The organism is Pseudomonas salmasensis, from assembly GCF_014268375.2.
Lineage (GTDB): Bacteria > Pseudomonadota > Gammaproteobacteria > Pseudomonadales > Pseudomonadaceae > Aquipseudomonas > Aquipseudomonas salmasensis.
In genome coordinates, this window is record NZ_CP077083.1 from 2316126 (window position 1) to 2337293 (window position 21168).

The 21168-nt window shown below is 61.2% G+C and carries 13 protein-coding genes and 2 tRNA genes; 9 read left to right on the plus strand and 6 right to left on the minus strand.

Annotated elements, in window-relative coordinates:
• Positions 1-33: 33 nt before the first annotated feature.
• From HU731_RS10175 to HU731_RS10185, 3 genes are all read left to right on the plus strand, one after another.
• On the plus strand, positions 34-1575 hold the full coding sequence (locus HU731_RS10175) for an AmpG family muropeptide MFS transporter (RefSeq protein ID WP_186609218.1): 1542 nt from the start codon (positions 34-36) through the stop codon (positions 1573-1575).
• 215 nt (positions 1576-1790) lie between these two features.
• Positions 1791-3506, plus strand: a complete 1716-nt coding sequence (locus tag HU731_RS10180; protein WP_034128629.1) for a proline--tRNA ligase — start codon at positions 1791-1793, stop codon at positions 3504-3506.
• Between the two features lie 20 nt (positions 3507-3526).
• Positions 3527-4480: a hypothetical protein gene (locus HU731_RS10185; RefSeq protein ID WP_186609216.1), complete on the plus strand. Its 954-nt coding sequence runs from the start codon at positions 3527-3529 to the stop codon at positions 4478-4480.
• A 129-nt stretch (positions 4481-4609) separates the two neighbouring features.
• On the opposite strand, the gene dinB is transcribed toward HU731_RS10185, so the two are convergent.
• The gene (gene dinB, locus HU731_RS10190) at positions 4610-5668 is read right to left on the minus strand and encodes a DNA polymerase IV (RefSeq protein ID WP_098950470.1); all 1059 of its coding nucleotides are present in this window, start codon (positions 5666-5668) and stop codon (positions 4610-4612) included.
• A gap of 278 nt (positions 5669-5946) precedes the next feature.
• On the opposite strand from dinB, the gene HU731_RS10195 reads away from it, so the two are divergent.
• The 4 genes from HU731_RS10195 (at position 5947) to HU731_RS10210 (ending at position 10469) form a co-directional block, all read left to right on the plus strand.
• Positions 5947-6023 (plus strand) — tRNA-Met (locus HU731_RS10195).
• A 166-nt stretch (positions 6024-6189) separates the two neighbouring features.
• Positions 6190-6266, plus strand: a tRNA-Met gene (locus HU731_RS10200).
• A 280-nt stretch (positions 6267-6546) separates the two neighbouring features.
• Positions 6547-9189, plus strand: a complete 2643-nt coding sequence (gene mprF / locus HU731_RS10205; RefSeq protein WP_186609590.1) for a bifunctional lysylphosphatidylglycerol flippase/synthetase MprF — start codon at positions 6547-6549, stop codon at positions 9187-9189.
• Positions 9189-10469, plus strand: a complete 1281-nt coding sequence (locus HU731_RS10210) for a virulence factor family protein (protein ID WP_186609588.1) — start codon at positions 9189-9191, stop codon at positions 10467-10469. The genes mprF and HU731_RS10210 overlap by 1 nt, the downstream gene beginning before the upstream one ends.
• Positions 10470-10604: 135 nt before the next feature.
• On the opposite strand, the gene recJ is transcribed toward HU731_RS10210, so the two are convergent.
• Together recJ and HU731_RS10220 are read right to left on the minus strand one after the other, a co-directional pair.
• Positions 10605-12314 carry a single-stranded-DNA-specific exonuclease RecJ gene (recJ, locus tag HU731_RS10215; protein ID WP_186609586.1) on the minus strand — a complete coding sequence of 570 codons (1710 nt, stop codon included), beginning with the start codon at positions 12312-12314 and terminating at the stop codon, positions 10605-10607.
• 138 nt (positions 12315-12452) lie between these two features.
• Complete coding sequence (locus HU731_RS10220; protein WP_003193952.1) at positions 12453-12995, minus strand: YaeQ family protein; 543 nt, start codon at positions 12993-12995, stop codon at positions 12453-12455.
• Between the two features lie 137 nt (positions 12996-13132).
• Between HU731_RS10220 and HU731_RS10225 the strand changes: the two genes are divergently transcribed.
• A complete protein-coding gene (locus HU731_RS10225) occupies positions 13133-14332 on the plus strand; it encodes a CaiB/BaiF CoA transferase family protein (protein ID WP_186609585.1) in 1200 nt (399 codons plus the stop codon).
• A gap of 170 nt (positions 14333-14502) precedes the next feature.
• Here the strand turns inward: HU731_RS10225 and HU731_RS10230 are convergent, their stop codons facing one another.
• On the minus strand, positions 14503-14787 hold the full coding sequence (locus HU731_RS10230; protein WP_020301357.1) for a DUF3509 domain-containing protein: 285 nt from the start codon (positions 14785-14787) through the stop codon (positions 14503-14505).
• 207 nt (positions 14788-14994) lie between these two features.
• Between HU731_RS10230 and HU731_RS10235 the strand changes: the two genes are divergently transcribed.
• Positions 14995-15657 (plus strand): response regulator, encoded by a 663-nt coding sequence (locus tag HU731_RS10235; protein ID WP_186609584.1) that lies wholly within the window; start codon positions 14995-14997, stop codon positions 15655-15657.
• Here the strand turns inward: HU731_RS10235 and HU731_RS10240 are convergent.
• Together HU731_RS10240 and HU731_RS10245 are read right to left on the minus strand one after the other, a co-directional pair.
• On the minus strand, positions 15626-16870 hold the full coding sequence (locus HU731_RS10240; protein ID WP_186609583.1) for an EAL domain-containing response regulator: 1245 nt from the start codon (positions 16868-16870) through the stop codon (positions 15626-15628). The genes HU731_RS10235 and HU731_RS10240 overlap by 32 nt on opposite strands.
• Before the next feature lie 595 nt (positions 16871-17465).
• Positions 17466-21038, minus strand: coding sequence for an ATP-binding protein (locus tag HU731_RS10245; RefSeq protein ID WP_186607873.1), 3573 nt, complete (start codon positions 21036-21038; stop codon positions 17466-17468).
• Between the last annotated feature and the right edge of the window lie 130 nt (positions 21039-21168).

A 21168-nucleotide genomic window follows, 5' to 3' on the forward strand; every position in this document is an offset into this window, starting at 1 on the left:
TTGTTTCCGCAAATCTGAGGCAGACTCCAGCCCATGCCCCGTAAAACCTGGCGCGCCGCGCTCGCCGCCTATGCCAGCCCTTCGACGTTAGTGCTGTTGTTGCTCGGTTTCGCCGCCGGCATGCCTTACATGTTGGTGTTTTCGACGCTTTCAGTGTGGCTGCGTGAAGCCGGTGTGGCCCGCGAGACCATTGGCTATGCGAGCCTGATCGGTCTGGCCTACGCCTTTAAATGGGTCTGGTCGCCGCTGCTCGACCAATGGCGCCTGCCGTTGCTGGGCAAACTGGGGCGCCGTCGCTCGTGGCTGGTGCTGGCCCAATCGCTGGTGATCCTCGGATTGATCGGCATGGGTTTTTGTGACCCGCAAAAACACCTGTCCTGGTTGATCGCCATTGCGGTGGTCGTCGCCTTCGCGTCGGCCACTCAAGACATCGCCGTGGATGCCTACCGCCTGGAAATCGCCGACGACAGCCGTCAGGCGGCCCTGGCGGCCAGCTACATGTCTGGTTATCGCATCGCCGCCCTGCTGGCCACGGCCGGTGCGCTGTTCTTTGCCGAAGGCTTCGGCTCCACCGGTTTCAACTATAAACACTCGGCCTGGACCGGCACTTATGTGCTGTTCGGCGTGTTGATGGTGCCGGCGTTGCTCACCACCTTCCTCATGCGTGAACCTGATGTGCCACTGCGCACCCAATTGCAGGCCGGGCGCTACAGTTTCATGCACCAGTTGGTGTCGGTGTTTGTCTTGATCGTGCTGTTGGTCTCGGTGCCGGCGATGTTCACCCAGCTGTACAACACCGACTTTGCCAGCGTGCTGTTTCAGGGCGTGAGCCTGTGGGAACTGCTAATGGAAGACCGCGCCTTCCTGCGTGCCATCCTCTATATAACGCTCACTGCCCTGTGCCTTTCGGCCATGGGCCGCCGGGGCCTGGCGCCGGTGCTGACGCCGGTCAACGACTTTATCCTGCGCTACCGCTGGCAGGCGCTGCTGCTGCTCGGGCTGATTGCGACGTATCGCATGTCCGACACAGTGATGGGCGTCATGGCCAACGTGTTTTATATCGACCAGGGTTTCACCAAAGACCAGATCGCCGGGGTGAGCAAGATCTTCGGCCTGATCATGACCCTGCTCGGCGCTGGCATGGGCGGGCTGTTGATCGTGCGGTTCGGGATATTGCCGATCCTGTTCATCGGCGGCGTGGCCTCGGCCGGCACCAACCTGCTGTTCGTGATGCTCGCCGACATGGGCCCCGACCTGCAGATGCTGATCGTCACCATCTCCCTGGACAACTTCAGTTCGGGCATGGCCACTTCAGCGTTCGTGGCTTACCTGTCGAGCCTCACCAACCTCAAGTTCTCTGCCACCCAATATGCGTTGCTCAGCTCGATCATGCTGTTGCTGCCACGCTTGATCGGCGGCTATTCAGGGGTGATGGTGGAGAAGTTCGGTTACCACAACTTCTTTATGATCACCTGCCTGCTGGGTGTGCCGACGCTGCTGCTGATTGCGCTGCACTGGTTCCAGGAGAACCGGCGGGCCCGGCTGAATCCCCCTGAAGAAACGGACCCCTTGTAGGAGCGAGCTTGCTCGCGAAAAACGTCAACGATAAAGCGGGCTTCCTGTATGAACGCGGCGCCTGTGAGTTTTTCGCGAGCACGCTCGCTCCTACAGGCATCAGGGCCAGCCACCCCCACAGTCAGATCCCCCGCAACGTCACGCCTGTACTCCGGCGACAAGCGCCCGTACAATCCCAAGTCATTTCAAGTCCAAGCAACCGACAACGGCCTACCATGCGTACCAGTCAATATTTGCTCGCCACACAGAAAGAAACGCCTTCCGACGCGGTTGTGATCAGCCATCAGCTGATGCTGCGCGCCGGTATGATCCGCAAACTGGCCTCGGGCCTGTACACCTGGTTGCCCATGGGCTTGAAGGTGATGCGCAAGGTCGAAGCCATCGTTCGTGAAGAAATGAACGCTGCCGGCTCTCTGGAAGTGTTGATGCCGAGCACCCAACCGGCTGAGTTGTGGCAGGAATCCGGGCGCTGGGAAGAGTACGGCCCTGAGTTGCTGCGCTTTAAAGACCGTCATGGTCGCGATTTCTGCGCCGGCCCGACCCACGAAGAAGTCATCACCGACCTGATGCGCAACGAGTTGAGCAGCTATAAGCAGTTGCCGCTGAACCTGTATCAGATCCAGACCAAGTTCCGTGATGAAATCCGCCCACGCTTCGGCTTGATGCGTGGCCGCGAATTCATCATGAAGGACGCGTATTCGTTCCACGCCGACCAGGCTTCCCTGCAAGCGACCTACGACCGCATGCACCAGGCCTACTGCAACGTGTTCACGCGCCTGGGCCTGAAGTTCCGCCCGGTTGAAGCGGACAACGGCTCCATCGGCGGTGCCGGCTCCCACGAATTCCACGTGCTGGCCGAGTCCGGCGAAGACGATATCGTGTTCAGCAACGGTTCCGACTACGCGGCGAACATCGAGAAGGCCGAAGCCATACCACGTGAAACCTCGCGCCCTGCTCCCACCGAGGAACTGCGCCTGGTCGACACGCCAGACACCAAGACCATCGCGGCCCTGGTGGAGAAATTCAATCTGCCGATTGAAAAGACCATCAAGACCCTGATCGTGCGCGCCGAAGAAGAAGGCAAGCTGATCGCCCTGGTGATCCGTGGCGACCACGAGCTCAACGAAATCAAGGCCGCCCAGCAACCTGGCGTGGCCAGCCCGCTGGTCATGGCCACCGATGCCGAACTGCGCGACGCCATTGGCGCCGGTGCTGGCTCCCTGGGCCCACTGAACCTGCCGCTGCCGATCATCATCGACCGTTCGGTGGAGCTGATGAGCGACTTCGGTATCGGCGCCAACATCGACGACAAGCACTACTTCGGCGTGAACTGGGAGCGTGACCTGCCGGTTCCGACCGTGGCCGACCTGCGCAACGTCGTGGCCGGCGACCCGAGCCCGGATGGCAAGGGCACCCTGGAGATCAAGCGCGGCATCGAAGTCGGGCACATCTTCCAGCTGGGCAACAAGTACAGCAAGGCGATGAAGTGCGAAGTACTGGGTGAGAACGGCAAGCCGATCACCCTGGACATGGGCTGCTACGGCATCGGCGTATCCCGCGTGGTGGCTGCTGCCATCGAGCAGAACAACGACGAGAAAGGCATCATCTGGAGTGACGCCCTGGCGCCGTTCCAGGTGGCCCTGGTGCCGTTGCGCTATGAAACCGAGCAAGTACGCGAAGCCACCGACAAGCTGTACGCGGAACTCACCGCTGCCGGTTTTGAAGTGCTGCTCGATGACCGGGACAAGAAAACCAGCCCGGGCATCAAGTTCGCCGACATGGAACTGATTGGCATCCCGCACCGGATCGTGGTCAGTGACCGCGGCCTGGCAGATGGCAATCTGGAATACAAGAGCCGGACCGAAGCCGAAGCCCAACCGTTGCCGGTGGCTGACGTGCTGTCTTTCCTTCAGGCGCGTATTCGTCGCTGAAAACCAGATCAAGAGAAGTCATGTTCAAGCGAAACACCAGAGCCCTGGGGGGCGCCGCCTTGTGCGGCGCCCTGCTGGTCAGCGGCTGCGCCAATCAGATGTCGCAACGCAGCGAGCACGAGGAGCGGGTCGAGCGTAAGTTGCTCGACCACAGCCTGCAGATCGATGTAGGCGAGCCTAAAGTGCTGGAGCTGCCGCAACGCCGGGTTCGCATTCATGAGCAGAAGACCTTCGAGGTCAACGAATTCGAAGTCACCCGTCGCTACGATCGCTACACGCCCTACCAGCCCTGGCGCAAACTCTATGAGATGCCCTTGGGTGCAGTGGCGCTGGTGGCGGGCGTGGGTGCCAACGTGGCGAATATCTTCGCCCTCGGCAACCTGCCCACGAGCGTGACCCGTGACTGGCTGAGCTACGGCGTGGACGGCATCAACCCGTTCATGAACGTGCAATCCCACGGCCGTGCGCAACAGAACCTGGCGGCTATCGATGAAGTCCAGCGTGACAAACGCCTGGAGTATTCGAGCCTGCCCTGGAGCGAGCGCCCGGTACAAGTCACCGCCGGTAAGCAGACCCATGAGCTGACCACCGACCGCAACGGCATCCTGCGCCTGAACCTGTTGGACAGCCCCTTTGCCGAGCAGGATCTGAACCGCGTCACCACCTTGAAGATCACTGTGCAAGATGGCCAGGACGACGTGCATACCGACTCGACCCTGGCGGTCAGCAACACGCTGCGCAGCAAGCTGCTCGAAGCCCATGCCCTGATCTATGACGACCTGGAAGATGACGAGGTGAACCAGTGGGTGCACCGGGTCAAACGCCTGTCGGAGCTGGGGCTGGAAGAAGAAGCCAGCGAGCTTGAACAGAGCCTGATTGAACTAACGCGCAATGATCCGGAGTTGCAGCAGGAGTTTGTGCAGGCGCTGACCAAGGATGCGGGGCGGTTAGTCGCCGATCCTGGCGCACGCTGATCCCAGGCTTTTTTTGTAGGAGCGAGCTTGCTCGCGAAAAACTCACAGGCACCGCGTTTATTCAGCAAACACGCGTTATCGTTGACGTTCTTCGCGAGCAAGCTCGCTCCTACAGGGGGCACCCGTTTTTTACCAGGAAAACTCGAGCTGTTCGTTGCCGCCGCTCAGGTCCAGCAACCGTACGCCTATCCCCAGCAACCGCACCGGCTTGCCCCCGCGATTGAACGCCTGGGTCATCAACTGCTCATAACTCTCCAGATCCCGCCCTGCCCCGGCCTGCTCCAGCGTCGTCTGGGTAAAGTCATGAAACTTAACTTTGACGAACGGCTTGCCCGCCCGGTAGCTGCTGTCGATACGCGCCATGCGCCCGGCCAGGGTTTCCATCAGTTCCGGCAGTTTCGCCAGGCAACTCGGAAGGTCTGGCAGGTCCACGTCGAAGGTATTTTCCACACTGATGGACTGCCGCCGACTGTCGTTTTGCACCACGCGGTCATCAATCCCACGCGCCAGGCTCCACAGGCGTTCGCCGAAACTGCCGAATTCGCGCACCAGCGCCAGTTTGTTCCAGTCGCGCAATTGCAGGCAGTCTTCGATGCCCAGGCGCGCCAGCTTGTCGGCGGTGACCTTGCCCACGCCATGCAGCTTGCTGACACGCAACTGCGAGACAAAGTCTTCGACCTGATCCGGCGTGATCACAAACAACCCATTGGGCTTCTTCCAGTCGCTGGCGATCTTGGCCAAAAACTTGTTGGGCGCTACGCCGGCAGACACGGTGATATGCAACTGGTTGGAAACACGGCGCCGAATGTCCTGGGCAATACGCGTGGCGCTGCCGCCAAAATGCGGGCTGTCGGATACGTCGAGGTAGGCCTCATCCAGCGACAACGGCTCGATCAAGTCGGTGTAGTCGCGGAAGATCAGCTGGATTTCTTTCGATGCTTCTTTATAGGCATCCATGCGCGGCTTGACGATGGTCAAGTCCGGGCACAGCTTCAAGGCATGACGTGACGACATCGCCGAACGCACCCCATACGCCCGCGCCTCGTAATTGCAGGTGGCGATCACGCCGCGCCGATCTGCCGAGCCACCGACGGCCAAGGGCTTTTGCGCCAGGCTCGGGTCGTCGCGCATCTCGATGGCGGCGTAGAAGCAATCACAGTCGACGTGGATGATTTTGCGCTGCGTCATATAAACGGGGTGTTAACCAACGGGTGGCCAGTATCGCACTCACCCCTGTATATAGCACCAGTAGTTTGAATCTTCCGCCTGAGCGGTAGGAAATTCCGTAGATGAATATATTTTCTCAATCGAAAATCACATCCCAATAGAGCTGAAAGCCTTGTCCTGCCTGGCTTCAAGCCCTCAAGACGCGCCCCATCAAGCGCTAACCGATTGAAGCGCAAGCGCTTTTCTTCGATTTACGGGTTGACACACTCGCGTTCCTCTGTAGAATGCCGACACACAGACGCGGGATGGAGCAGTCTGGTAGCTCGTCGGGCTCATAACCCGAAGGTCGTCGGTTCAAATCCGGCTCCCGCAACCAAACATCAAAAAAGGCTACTCGAAAGAGTGGCCTTTTTTGTGCGCGTCTGTTTTCCCTAGCACGATGCGCCCAACACCTTGATTTCTGAATAATTAGCGCTTATTTCAGCGATCGGCTCATTAACGGTTGACACCCCGCCGCTGGGCTGTAGAATGCCGCCCACAGACGCGGGATGGAGCAGTCTGGTAGCTCGTCGGGCTCATAACCCGAAGGTCGTCGGTTCAAATCCGGCTCCCGCAACCAAACATCAAAAAAGGCTACTCGAAAGAGTGGCCTTTTTTGTATCTGGCGAAAAAGTTCTTCTGAAACAATGGCATGGCATCTTTCATGAAACCGTAGACGGTTTGCAGAGTCCATCTCATTGCACGCTATGCTCACTGCTCAAGCGCTACCCCTCTACGACCAATGGCCGCAGTCGCCGCCCCCGGCGATCCGCGTTAATATTTGTAATTATTTTGTCCATAGGGATTGGTAACTTGGCTGGATACCTCCATCCTGTCGCGCACAATCCACGAGGTGATTGATGCGCGCCAACTCGTCTGAACCACAAGACACCGTCACAGCAGAACAACCGATCACTCCCACCCGTTTGCGGTGGCTGGACCTGTTGAGCAAGTACCGCCAGCCCATTGGCCTGGCCGTGACGCTCCTGCTGTTTGCAATCGCCCTGATCGCCTGCCGGCACCTGTTGCTGGAACTGGACCTTTACGCCCTGCACGATTCGATCCTGGAAGTGCCCAAGCCTGCTCTATTGGGTGCCTTCGCGGCGGCGGTCGCCGGCTTCATTATCCTGCTCGGCTATGAATTCTCCGGCGCGCGGTATGCTGGCGTGAAATTGCCCGCCAAAACCCTGGCCCTGGGTGGTTTCACCGCCTTTGCCATTGGCAACGCCATTGGTTTGTCGATGCTCTCCGGCGGTTCGGTGCGCTACCGTTTATATGCACGCCATGGCATCGGCGCCTCGGAAGTGGCGCACATGACCGTATTCGCCAGCCTGGCCCTGGGCTGCGCCCTGCCGCCACTGGCAGCGCTGGCCACGTTGAGCAACTTGCCGGCCGCGTCCACTTACCTGCATTTATCGCAAAGCCTGCTCGGCGGCATTGCCGGCGCCGTGCTGCTGTTGTCGGCCCTCCTGTGCATCGGCATCTATCGCCGCCGCCTGCCGGAACAGCCCTACCCCGACAACCTGCTGGTCAAGGCTGGGCGCCGTACCCTGCGCCTGCCGGGCCGACGCCTGACGTTCCTGCAACTGATCATCACCGCACTGGACGTCGCCGCAGCCGCTACCGTGCTGTATCTGCTGTTGCCGGAAGCACCGCCCTTCGGCCCGTTCCTGTTGGTGTACCTGCTGGCGCTGGCCGCCGGCGTGCTCAGCCATGTGCCGGGCGGTGTGGGTGTATTCGAAGCGATCCTGCTGGCGGCCTTTGCCGACAAACTCGGTGCCGCGCCCCTGGCTGCTGCCTTGTTGCTGTACCGCATGATCTATGTGGTGCTGCCGCTGCTGATCGCCTGTGTATTCCTGCTGGTCAACGAGGCCCAGCGCCTGTTCCAGACCCAGCAAAGCCTGCGGGTTGCATCAGGGCTGGCAGCGCCAGTATTGGCCGTCCTGGTTTTTTTGTCCGGCGTGGTCCTGCTGTTTTCCGGCGCCACGCCAGAGATCGACTCACGCCTGGAAAACATCGGCTTCCTGATCCCCCATCGTCTGATTGACGCGTCGCACTTCGGTGCCAGCCTGATCGGCGTGTTGTGCCTGTTGCTCGCTCAGGGCCTGCGTCGGCGGTTGTCGGCGGCCTGGATGCTGACCATGGTGCTGCTGCTGGTCGGCGCCCTGCTCTCGCTGCTTAAAGGTTTCGACTGGGAAGAAGCCAGCCTGATGACCATGACCGCAGTGCTGCTGGCGATCTTCCGCCGCTCGTTCTACCGCGCCAGCCGCCTGACCGAGTTGCCGTTTTCGCCGCTGTACCTGGTGGCCAGTGTCTGTGTGCTCGGCGCTTCGATCTGGCTGTTGCTGTTTGCCTACCAGGACGTGCCCTACAGCCATCAACTCTGGTGGCAGTTCACCCTCGACGCCAACGCCCCACGTGGCTTGCGTTCGCTGCTCGGCGCCGCCGTGTTGCTGGTGATCGTGTCGCTGACCTGGCTGCTGCGCACGGCACGCCCGGTCATCCACCTGCCGACCCCGGAAGAACTGGAGCGCGCCAGCAAGATCCTGATGGCCTCGTCCCAACCCGACGGCGGCCTGGCGCTCACTGGCGACAAGGCGCTGCTGTTTCACCCCAACGATGAAGCCTTCCTGATGTATGCCCGTCGCGGGCGCAGCCTGGTGGCCCTGTATGACCCGATCGGCCCGACTCAACCGCGCGCCGAGATGATCTGGCAATTCCGCGACCTGTGCGACATCCACCACGCCCGCCCGGTGTTCTACCAGGTACGCGCCGAGAACCTGCCGTACTACATGGACATCGGCCTCACCGCGATCAAGCTGGGTGAAGAAGCCCGCGTCGACCTGAAACGCTTTGACCTGGAAGCCAAGGGCAAAGAAATGAAGGATTTGCGCTACACCTGGAACCGTGGCACCCGGGACGGCCTGTCCCTGGAGATCTGCGAACCGGGCAAGGCGCCGATGGATGAATTAAAAGTCATCTCCGATGCCTGGCTTACAGGTAAGAATGTGCGGGAAAAGGGCTTCTCCCTGGGCCGTTTCAGCGATGACTACCTCAAGCACTTTCGTATTGCGATCATTCGCTTCGAAGGGCGCCCGGTGGCCTTCGCCAACTTGCTCGAAACCTACAACCATGACCTGGCCAGCCTCGACCTGATGCGCGCCCACCCGGACGCGCCCAAGTTGACCATGGAATTTATGATGGTGGGCCTGATTCAACATTATAAGAGCCACGACTACGCACGCTTCAGCCTCGGCATGGTGCCGTTGTCGGGCTTGCAACCGCGCCGTGGCGCACCGCTGACCCAACGCCTGGGCTCGATGGTGTTCCGCCGTGGCGAGCAACTGTATAACTTCCAAGGTTTGCGCCGCTTCAAAGACAAGTTCCAGCCCGACTGGGAACCCCGTTACATGGCCGTGCCCGCAGGACTGGATCCGCTGGTGGCATTGGCCGATACCGCCGCCCTGATCGCGGGCGGCTTGACTGGATTGGTGAAACGCTGATGATTCGACGCTCCTGGCGGTATGTATTGGCTTTAGTGGTGCTGCTTGCGCTGATCGCGGCGGGTGGCTTCTGGTACTGGAACCGCCCTGCTCCGCAACCGACCCTGGAGCACTTGCCCCAGGCCGACGGTTCGGTAATGACCCGCGTAACCCCGGCCAGCAACGCAAAAGCCCGCGTGGCCGTGGCGGTGATGGCCGACGAAACCCTGACCGACAGCCAACTGATGGCCCTGAGCCAGGGCGGTTCAGCGCAACTGGTTCAGGTGGTGCTGCCAAAAGATGACTGCGCACTGCAGGAAAAAGCCCTGCAAGGCGCCCTGGCCCAGCTTAAAGGCCCGGCGACCCTGGTCAGCGGCATCGGCCCTGGCGCCGCACTCGCCTGGCGCTGGCTGGCCACCCAGAACGACGACAAGGCCAACGCCATCTCCGTGGGCTTTGCCCTGAAACAGGAAGGCTGCAACGACCCGCTGCCGAAAACCGCCGCCCATGGCAGTTGGCTGGTGGCGTGGAACGATAACCCCGACGATGAAAGCGCCAGTTTCGTACGCGACACACCGCGCGCCACCACCAGTATCAGCGACTACGACATTCATTACCCACAGGTGCTGAACAACGAACTGCGCAAGCAACTGGTCGGTTCGGACAACGGCGGCCTGGCGATTCCGGTGGTGGAAGTACCTGCCGGCCAAGCCAAGGACACCGTGACCCTGTTCCTCTCCGGTGACGGCGGCTGGCGCGACCTGGACCGCGACGTGGCGGGCGAGATGGCGAAGATCGGCTACCCGGTGGTGGGCATCGACACCCTGCGCTACTACTGGCAGCACAAGACGCCTGAGCAAAGTGCCAAGGACCTCACCGAGCTGATGCAACACTACCGGCAAAAGTGGGGCACCAAGCGCTTCGTGCTGACCGGTTACTCGTTCGGCGCCGACGTATTGCCGGCGATCTACAACCGCATGCCAGAGAACGAACAGCAACGGGTAGACGCGATCATCCTGCTGGCCTTCGCCCGCACCGGCAGCTTTGAAATCGAAGTAGAAGGTTGGCTGGGCAACGCCGGCAAAGAAGCCGCCACCGGCCCGGAAATGGCCAAGCTGCCGCCTGAAAAAGTCGTGTGCATCTACGGCGCCGAAGAAGTCGACGAGAGTGGCTGCACCGACAAGACCGCCGTGGGCGAAGCCATGAAGCTACCGGGCGGGCATCACTTCGATGAGAACTACCCGGCGCTGGCCAAGCGCTTGGTGGATATTATCGTCAAGCATCAGGCCAAAGCCGAGTAACTCAGGCTTAACCGAAGACCCAATGTGGGAGCGGGCTTGCCCGCGATAGCGCTGGCTCAGTCACAGTAGCGTTGACTGACACTCCGCCATCGCGGGCAAGCCCGCTCCCACACTGGTCTGTAGTGTTGGTGAAAACTAACGCGGTTCGATGTGCGCAATCATCAACTGCACCGTCTCATTGCCACGAAATTCATTCACATCCAGCTTGTAGGCCAATTCCACCCAACGCACCGTCGGGTTCGGCCACACTTCGCGGTCCACGCCAAAGGCAATGCCATCGAGCTTCACCGACCCGCATTCGCTCTTGAGCACCACTTTCAAATGCCGCTCGCCCACCACCCGCTGCTCCACCAGCTGGAATACCCCGTGAAACAACGGCTCGGGAAAGTGCTGCCCCCACGGGCCGGCATGGCGCAGGGCGCGGGCCAGTTCCAGGTGAAACTCTTCCACCGCCAGGGTACCGTCTGAAAGCAGGCGGCCGGTGAGGTCTTCTTCGCGCAGTTGCCGACGCACTTCGGCATCAAAGGCTTCGGCGAACAACGAGAAGTTGGCCTCCGGCAAGGTCAGCCCCGCCGCCATGGCGTGGCCGCCGTATTTGGTGATCAGGTTGGGATGCTGGCTGGCGACGACCGCCAGCGCATCTCGGATATGAAAGCCCTGCACCGAGCGTCCAGAGCCCTTGAGCAGGCCATCGCCCGCATCGGCGAAGGCGATGGTCGGGCGGAAATAACGCTCCTTCATACGTGATGCGAGGATGCCGATCACCCCTTGGTGCCACTCCGGGTCGAACAGGCACAAGCCGTACGGCATCGACTCCACCGGCAAGTCCTTGAGCTGGGCCAGGGCCTCGCGCTGCATGCCTTGCTCGATGGATTTACGGTCCTGGTTCATGCCGTCCAGTTGCGCGGCCATTTCCCGTGCGGCGGCGAAGTCGGTGGTGAGCAGGCATTCGATGCCCAGGCTCATGTCATCCAGGCGCCCGGCGGCATTCAGGCGCGGGCCGAGGATAAAACCCAGGTCGGTGGAGGTGATACGTGCATGATCACGCTTGGCCACTTCCAGGATCGCCTTGATCCCCGGCCGCGCCCGGCCGGCCCGAATACGCTCCAGGCCCTGGTGCACGAGGATGCGGTTGTTGGCGTCCAGCGGCACCACGTCGGCGACGCTGCCCAGGGCCACCAGATCAAGCAGTTCAGCGATATTCGGCTGGGGCTTGTTGTCATACCAACCCAGGCTGCGCAACCGCGCACGCAGGGCCATCAACACATAGAAGATCACGCCGACCCCGGCCAGGGCCTTGCTGGGGAACCCGCAGCCCGGCTGGTTCGGATTGACGATAGCGTCGGCGGCCGGCAGTTCATCGCCGGGCAAGTGGTGGTCGGTCACCAGCACCTGCAACCCCGCCGCTTTCGCCGCCGCCACGCCTTCGACGCTGGAGATACCGTTGTCCACAGTGATCAGCAACTGCGGCTCGCGCTGCAGCGCCACCGCGACGATTTCCGGGGTCAGGCCATAGCCGTATTCGAAGCGGTTGGGCACCAGGTAGTCGACATGGGCCGCACCGAGCAAACGCAGGCCCAGGGTGCCTACGGTGCTCGCTGTGGCGCCATCGGCGTCGAAGTCACCGACGATCAGGATGCGCTGACGCTGCTCCAGGGCCGTCACCAGCAAGTCCACCGCGGCGTCGATGCCCTTGAGCTGCTGATAGGGAATCAACCGCGCCAGGCTCTTGTCCAGCTCGGCTTCCGATTGCACCCCGCGTGCGGCGTAAAGGCGCGTCAACAGCGGCGGCAGTTCACCGAGAAAAGGCAGGACGGCGGGCAATGGGCGGGGATCGATACGCATAGGGTGGTGATAACTTCTCTTTAATCATTGTAGGAGCGAGCTTGCTCGCGAAGGTGGTTAACGATGGCACGTGTGCCTGGGTGATCGCGGTGCCCTGGAGTTTTTCGCGAGCAAGCTCGCTCCTACAGGGAGCCCTGCTCAACCGCGTTCGCCGACCAGCCATTGCAGTTGCACTTCATGCTGGCCACGGTCATCGGTCACAAAGATCGTGCCTTCGCTGATCATCACGTCCCACTTGATCACTCGCGGCATGTCCTTGGCCAAAGTCTCCAAGACTTCCTGAGGCACCGCAGCGATATGCACGTTTTTCAGGTTGTTGGCCACCGGCACCACCTTGCCTTCCCACACGCGCAAGCTGCCATAGGCCAGCAGGCTGGTGCGTTCGGTGCGGCGCGAGCACCAGGTGAGCCGGTCGGCATCCGGCTGGCCGACTTCGATCCAGTGCAAAACACGATCATCCAGGCTTTTTTCCCACAGGGCCGGTTCGTCCACATCCGACAGGCCACGCCCGAACGCCAATTGCTCGTTGTACCAGAGGGCGTAGGCCAGCAGGCGCACGGTCATGCGCTCCTCGGTTTCCGAAGGGTGGCGAGCGATGGTCTGTTTGACGCTCTCGTACACCGAGCGGTCGAGGTCGGTGAGGTTGAGTTCGAATTTGTAGGTCGTGGACGGCTGGGCCATGAACGGGCTTCTAAAGACAAGGAAAGGCGGCCAGTCTAACCGATGGCGAGGGCATTGAACGAATACTGCGCTGCATCCGCGCGGCTCGCCTATGTTAAAAAGCAGTACATCATCGTCCCGCGCTTGTAAGGATCCCCATGTCGCTCACTGCCAAACCACTTGCCGGCCTAAAAGTCATCGAACTGGGCACTCTGATCGCCGGCCCGTTTGCCTCACGCATCTGCGCTGAATTCGGCGCCGAAGTGATCAAGGTCGAATCCCCGGACGGCGGCGACCCACTGCGCAAATGGCGCAAGCTGTATGAAGGCACTTCGCTGTGGTGGTTCGTACAGGCGCGCAACAAGCAGTCGCTGACCCTCAACCTCAAGCACCCTGAGGGGCTGGCGATCCTCAAGCAACTGTTGGCCGACGCCGACATCCTCATCGAAAACTTCCGCCCAGGCGTGCTGGAGAAACTCGGCCTGAGCTGGGAAACCCTGCACGCCCTCAACCCCAAGTTGGTGATGGTGCGCCTCTCGGGCTTCGGCCAGACCGGGCCGATGAAGGACCAGCCGGGGTTTGGCGCGGTGGGCGAGTCCATGGGCGGCTTGCGCTATATCACCGGCTTCGAGGACCGCCCGCCAGTGCGCACCGGCATTTCCATCGGCGACTCGATTGCCGCGTTGTGGGCGGTGATCGGCGCGCTGATGGCGCTGCGTCACCGCGAAGTCAACGGCGGCCTGGGCCAAGTGGTGGATGTGGCGCTGTATGAAGCCATCTTCGCCATGATGGAAAGCATGATCCCCGAGTTCGATGTGTTCGGGTTTATCCGTGAGCGCACCGGCAACATCATGCCCGGTATCACCCCGTCCTCGATCCACACCACCGCAGACGGCAAGCATGTGCAGATCGGTGCCAATGGCGATGCGATCTTCAAACGCTTCATGCAGGTGATCGGCCGTGACGACTTGGCGAACGACCCTGCACTGGCCAGCAATGACGGGCGTGACACTCGCCGCGACGAGCTGTACGGCGTGATTGATCGCTGGGTCAATTCGCTGTCGCTCGACCAGGTGATTGAGCATCTGAATAAAGCCCAGGTGCCCGCCAGCCGCATCTACAGCGCCGAAGATATGCTGGGCGATCCGCAATTTCTGGCCAGGGAAATGTTCCTCAAGGCGCAGTTGCCAGGCGGCAAAGACTTCAAGATGCCCGGCATCGTGCCCAAGCTCTCGGACACACCGGGCAGTTGCGAATGGGTTGGGCCGCAATTGGGTGAACACAACAGCCTGGTGCTCAATGCCCTGGGCTACGACGCCGCAGCTATCACCCGCCTGCGCGAGGACGGGGCGATCTGACAAATTGCAGGCAAAAAGAAACCCCGAGCAGTGGGGAGACAACTCGGGGTTAAACGTGGCCTACAAAGGCCAGTACAGCAAGCGACAAGCACCGGAGCACAATGCCTGCTCTTGCTGTTACAAACTCTGACTGACCACCTTGTAGGAAGGTTCCGAAGAAAAATAATGTTTCATGCCAGTGCGCCGCCACGGGTTTGGGAGGCGTTGCGCAAGGCAGCGATGACTGAAGGTTCCAGGCGCCCTTCGGCGATTTTCAGGTCGCGAAGCAGGCAATCCACCACATCCACCAGCGCGCGCTTGTCGCTCAATTGCGCACGATCGACTTCACGTTCAACCACGATGGCGCCACCGGGGTTCTTCACGGTTACCAGGCAGTCGTCGCGCATACCGGCAGAGGTCAGCGTAACCTGATAAGGGCTCAGTGCTTGGCTGAGCAATAGGTTGATACTTTCCATCTCGATCACCACTCAATCATTCGAAAAAGGTTCGAAAAACAAAAATGTCACGAAGAGGCTGACATTCAAGTGACCCGTGCTCAAAGCAGAAAGTTCTACCTTTTGTGTAATCCACTGCTTGAGGAAAACGAGCATGCACGGAAAAGATGACAGAGAAAAAACAACAGCTCACAGGCTAGAATCCCTGGATTATCCCGGGAGCCTGCCTTGAGAGCTGCGTCTGAACCGCCCTTGCGTATCGTGATTGCCGACGATCACCCGATTTTCCTGATTGGCCTGCGCGCCGTGCTCGAACGGGACCCGCAGATCAGCATCGTCGGCGAGGCCAATTCCCCCCAGGCCCTCAGTGCGTTGTTGCAACACTGTGCCTGCGATGTGGTGGTGACCGATTTCATGATGCCCGTCGAGCCCCAGGCCGACGGGCTGCGCTTGATCGAGCAACTGCGCCGGCACTATCCGCACCTGCCCATTGTGGTGGTGACCATGCTCAATAATGCCGGCTTGTTTCATTCCATCCTGGCATTGGGTGTGATGGGTTTGCTGAGCAAGGCCAGCCTCGCCGATGAGCTGCCCCAGGCGATCCGCCAGGTGCGCCAGCAACGCACCTACGTGGCCCAGACCATCCGCCAGGCGCTGAGCCTGGCCGGGGAAGTCGGCGCTGATCGCCTGCATTCCCAGGAGCACCTGTCACCCCGGGAGCTGGAGGTGATTCGCCTGTTGGCCGGTGGCATGACGGTGGGCGAGATCGCCGCGCACCTGCATCGCAGCAAGCAGACCGTCAGCGCGCAAAAAGTCAGCGCCATGCGCAAGCTGGGGCTGGTCAACGATGCCGCCCTGTTTATTTACGTGCAGGAACACGGGCTGGCCTAGCCTGGAACGCGATCCATTGCTTGAGCGCCTCGGCCTCCATGGGCCGCGCGATAAAGCAGCCTTGCAGCCACGCCGCGCCCAGTTCGCCCACGGCGTGATAGTCGGCGGCGGTTTCCACACCGGTGACCACCACGGCGACGTCCAGGCGCGCCGCCATGCTCATGGCGCCCGCCACCACCGCAGCCTTGCGGTCATCATTGGCCATCCCACAGGCAAACGCCGGGGGGATTTTCAGTTCGGTAAAAGGTAGCTCCAGCAAATGCTGCAGGCTGGTGCCGCCCATGCCGAAGTCGCCGATGGACAACTGGCAACCCAACATGCGCAAGCGCAGCAAGCCGGTGACATGGGCGCTGTCGGTTTTCAATGTCGAGGTTTCCACCAGCTCCAGGGTCAGGCTATGGGCAGGCACACCGTGCAGTTGCAGCAAACCTTGCAGTACCTGGGGGAAGTGCTCGCGCTCCAGCATGCGCCCAGGGATGTTCACGGCCACTGGCAGCACCTGGCCGCTTTCGCCCATCACTTGGTTCGCCAGGCCAAGCGCCTGCTCCAGCACATGCCAGGTAAACGCCTCTTCCATGCCGGCAAACTCCAGCACCGGCAGGAACTCGTCAGGCAGCAATAGCTCACCGTCCTGCAACTGCCAACGCGCCAGCGCCTCCACCCCTTGCAACACCCCGGCCTGACTGACGATGGGCTGGTACCAGACCCTGCCACACGCCGCGATAGTCGCCTGGCTGACATCCGCCGAGGGCGGCAGTTGTTCCTGCTCGCTCAAGCTCAGCAGTTGACGGACGCGCTCCCAGGACAACACCGGTGGGCCCGGGCGCAAGTGCTCCTGACAGTCGCTCAGCACTTGCCCGATCAGCTTGGCCGAAGCCGGCTTGGGCAAGCACGCCAAGACCTTGAGCCCCAATTGGCGCGCCATGTTCGCCACGCCTTCCAGCACGTCGGGCTCGGCGTTGCTGAGCAGGATCAACACCTGGGCCAGGCGGCGCTCGGCCAACTCACGGATCAACGCCAGGCCATCGCCCTGCTCCAGGTACAGATCACAGATGGCGATATCCACCGGGCCCTTGCTGTCCAGGGACTGGCGGGCGGTTTCGACCGTTTCCGCGGCGCGTACATTGAACACGCCGTTGGCATTGAGCATCTGGTGCAGGGCCATCAGTTGAAACGGGTTGTCTTCGAGGATCAGGACGTTCAGGGATCGCATGGGTAAGGGTGTCGATACAGGGAAAGTCCTGCACAGTAGTCATACGCTGCGGTGTGCCCCATAGGACGTGTCCTAAAAGCATCCTTAAATGTAAGAGGGGCAGATCCCCTGTGGGAGCTGGCTTGCCTGCGAAGGCGGCCTGACAGTCAACACAGTTGGACCGTGTACATATCCATTCCTGCGGTAACGGCTACTTAGGGTTCCGCTTTTACAGCGGCTCACTTTTGAAAAGCGCAAAAGTAAGCAAAACGCTCTTGCCCCACCACTCGGCACCTCGCTTAGGCTCGGTGTGCCCGAACACAGGCTTGAATCCGTGGGCCGCCGCCACGCGCCATCCATGGCGCGGGGCGGCTAACCCGGCGTCCTGCCGGGTTACCCACGAATTCAAGCCTGCGTTCGGCCAGCGTGGTTTAACGGGGCGCCTGAGATCAAGATCAAAAGCAGATCAAGAGCGACTCGCTTCGCATCGTGGTTACCGTCTGTTGCTACAGCCCACAAAGTTGTGTAGATACGGCTATCGCAGGCAAGCCAGCTCCCACATTTGATCTTCGTTGCCTTGAGCATCGCGCTCGCTTAGCTGACCGGCATTAGGGTGTCAGGCATCCAGATAGGGTTGCAGATCGCGACGAAACGCCTTGAGCACCTCCGACAAGCGCAACCAGGGTGCCTCAAGCTCGGCGCCGCGCTGTTCACGGGCGCACTGCTCAAGGGCGACGCAGGCCTTGGCGAGTGGCAATGCGTCCACCAAGGAGCAAATGCCCTTGAGCCGATGCAGCGATGCATTCAAGCGTGCCATGTCACGCTCGGCCAGGGCGCCCACCAATACCTCGTGTTCGTGGTCCAGGCTCTTGGCCAGTTCCTGCAACATGCTCTGCAGCACCGGCCCGTCGGCCTGGGTCATGGTGCGCAGGGCCTGGATATCGAACGAACGCTGGGGCGCCACGCGGGCCAGCACTTGGGTCCAGTGTTCCAGGGTTACGGGCTTGACCAGCAGTTCGTCCATACCGGCGTCCTCGCAGCGGCGTTGTTCATCTTTCATGGCGTTCGCGGTACAACCCACCAGCGCGCTACGAGGCCGTTGCTCCTCTGCCTCCAGGCGCCGGATCGCCGCGCTCAAGGCATAGCCGGACATGCCGGGCATCTGGCAATCGGTGACCAACACGTCAAAACGCTGCTCACGCCAGCGTTGCAACGCGGCCTCGGCCGACTCCAGGGCGACCACCTGGTGACCGAGGAACTGCAACTGCTGCGCCAGCACCAGGCGATTGGCCGCCAAATCGTCCACCACCAGCACCGACAGGCTACGCCCCGTCGATGACAACGTCGCGGTAGGCGCTGCTGGCACATCATCGGTGCTGACCCGGTCCAGGCGCAGGTCAATGCACACCACCGTCCCCTCGCCCACCACACTGTCGAGGTGAATGCTCCCGCCCATCAATTCCACCAGTTGCTTGCAGATACTCAGGCCCAGCCCGGTGCCGCCGTGTTGCGCGGCGGTCAGGGCGCTTACCTGAGTAAACGGCTTGAACACCCGCGGCTGTTGCTCGGCGCTGATGCCCGGGCCGCTGTCCTTGACGCACAGGTGCAGGTATTCGGTATCGTGCTCATCCCGCTGGCAGGTCACGCTGAGGTGAACGCCGCCCCGCTCTGTAAATTTGAGCGCATTGCCCAACAGGTTGTGCATCACCTGGCGTAACCGCAGCGGGTCGAACCAGTAATAGCCCTGAGCAGCCGGATCAAACGCAAGGGTCAGATGCAGGCCCTTCTTTTGCGCCGTGGCTTCGAACAGGCTCTGGATACCCTCGAAAAAGCCCTTGAGTTCAGTGGTCTGTGGCGCCAGTTGCAGGTGACCGGCCTCGATCTTGGCCAAGTCCAGGCTGTCGCCCATCAGCGCAATCAGCTCGCGCGCCGAACGATGGGCCACTTGCAGCGCCTCGGAAACCGGCTGGCCGCTTGCCAGGCAACGCTCTTGCTCCAGTTCGAGCAAGCCAATGATGGCGGTCATGGGGGTGCGAATCTCATGGCTCAAGGCCGAGAGAAATGCACTTTTGGCGTAGTTCGCCTCATCGGCGGCCTGGCGGGCGTCCATCAGCTGGCGCTCCAGGTCTTTGCGTTCGTTGATATCGATCCAACCGCCCAACAACCCCTGCAAGCGGCCCTCAGCATCGAAAAAGGGCACGGTCCACTGATAGACGTGATAAGTGCCGCCGTTGAGTTCCAATTGCCGGTCGACAAACAACGGCTGCTGCTTAGCCAATTGCTCCATGTGCCCTTCGTGCAGGCGCGCCGCCGTGGCGTCGGGCACCACCTTGCTTTCCATCAGCGTCAGGCCCTGGATCAGCTCCAGCCGGGTGGCCAATTGCTGTTCATAACTTTTATTGCAGGTCACCAACCGCCCGTCCAGGTCGCGGACGAACAGCGGGTTGGGCATACCGTCGAGCAATGCACGCTTGAACGCCAGTTGGTCATTGAGCCGTTGCTCGGCCTCCAGCCGTTGGCGGATCTGGCGCTTGAGCCGGCTGTTCCACACCAGCGACACCAACACAAACAGCAGCGCCGTGGCCACCGTCCAATAGGCCCAGGGCGGTACACGCTGCCAGACGGGCGGGGGAATCGTCACGGCACCGATCCAGCGCAGGCGCAAGGCACTCAACTCAGCCACCGGCAACGCCTCCAGGGCTTTGTTCAGAATGTTCAGCAATTCAGGCTGGTCCTTGCGCACCGACAGGCAGTTGGACGACCACCGCCCGTCGACACTGCGGCCCATGCGCAAGCCATCTTCTGCGTAACTCTGCACTTCCACTTCAGTCTGTAGGGTGGCGGCGGCCTCGCCCCGTCTTACCAGCTCACGGGCCTGGGTGTAATTGTCTACCAGGCGCAACTTGATGCGCGGATGGTCATGGCGAATCTGGCTCTCCATGACGTGGCGCGCCGGCAATGCCAGCACCTTGCCGTCCAACTGGTTCAAGCCCATCAGGGGCGCGGCATCGGCACGTTCGATAAACACCCAGCCGGCCCCGCCAAAATCATGGCTGAAGTTGAGCAGCGCACTGCGCTCCTGATTCACCGCCAGGGTGGTGTTCATCTGCGCCCGGCCGGTTTCCAGCCATTCCAGGGTTTGTGCGGTAGAACCCACCTCTTCATAAATGAACTGCAAACCGGTCATGCGCGAGATGCGATTCAACAGGTCGACATTCAAGCCAACCCAGTGGCCGTCCTTGTCCCTGAAGATATAAGGCGACATTTGCTGGGCCACCACCACGACATGGGGATGCTCGCGCACCCAGGCCTGCTCAGACGCGGACAACGCAATGCGCTCACCACTGATGCCGACGCCCAGCCCGGTGGTCCAGCGCGCGAGGATTTCGCGCTGCACAGACTCGTCGAGGCTTGCCAGCGCGCGGTTCATCATGGCCCCCAACAACGGATCGGCCTGGCGGGTGGCGAAGGCAAAACCGATCGGCGCCAGCCGGCTTTGCTCCTTGATCTGTAACCCCAGGTAAGGCCGCAGCGATTTATAGGCGCGCACAATCACTTCGTTGCCGATAAACGCATCGACGTCGCCCTGCTTCAAGGCTTCGAGGCCGCTGTAGAGGTTGGGCGCGAGCATGATGTGGCTGTCCGGATACGCCGCATGAACCTTCTGCACGTTGGCGTAGCCGTCGAGCAACACCAGCTTCTTGCCGGCCAGATCGTCGCCTTGGGTATCGTCGCGACGCAGCACTACTACAGAGCGGTCGGGCATGTAATCGGGGGTGAATTGCAGGCCGGGCACATCTCGCTCGTAGCCATTGGCACTGGTGAGAATATCGATGGTGCCGTTGCGCAGCGCTTCGACCGCCTGGGCGCGCTCGGAGAAGCCCAGCACTTGCATGGGCACACCCAGCCGCGCGCCGACCAGGCTCAAGTAATCGGCGCTGATGCCCTGGTAGCGGTTGCGGTCGCGGGTGATGTCGATCGGCTGGTAGTCATCTATCGAGATGCCTACTTTCAACGTCCGATACGCCGCCAACCACTGCTGCTCGGTCGGCGCCAGGGGCATAGGTTCAAGCGCGATAAACGCCGGCACCAGTTTGAACGGCAGGCTGACAGCGGCCAGGGTCATGGGCACCTGGGTGAGCCACAACAGGCACACCAGCTTTAACGTCCATTGGATCAACACCTGCACCGGTTGGGTTTCCTTGATTGGGCGAATGGGCAAGTATGGCTCGCCAGAATGAAAAAGCCCGTCACGAGGACGGGCTTGGCCGACTGCAAAAAAAGCTGACTGTTGCCCCACCACGTCTTGGGTGGATGAA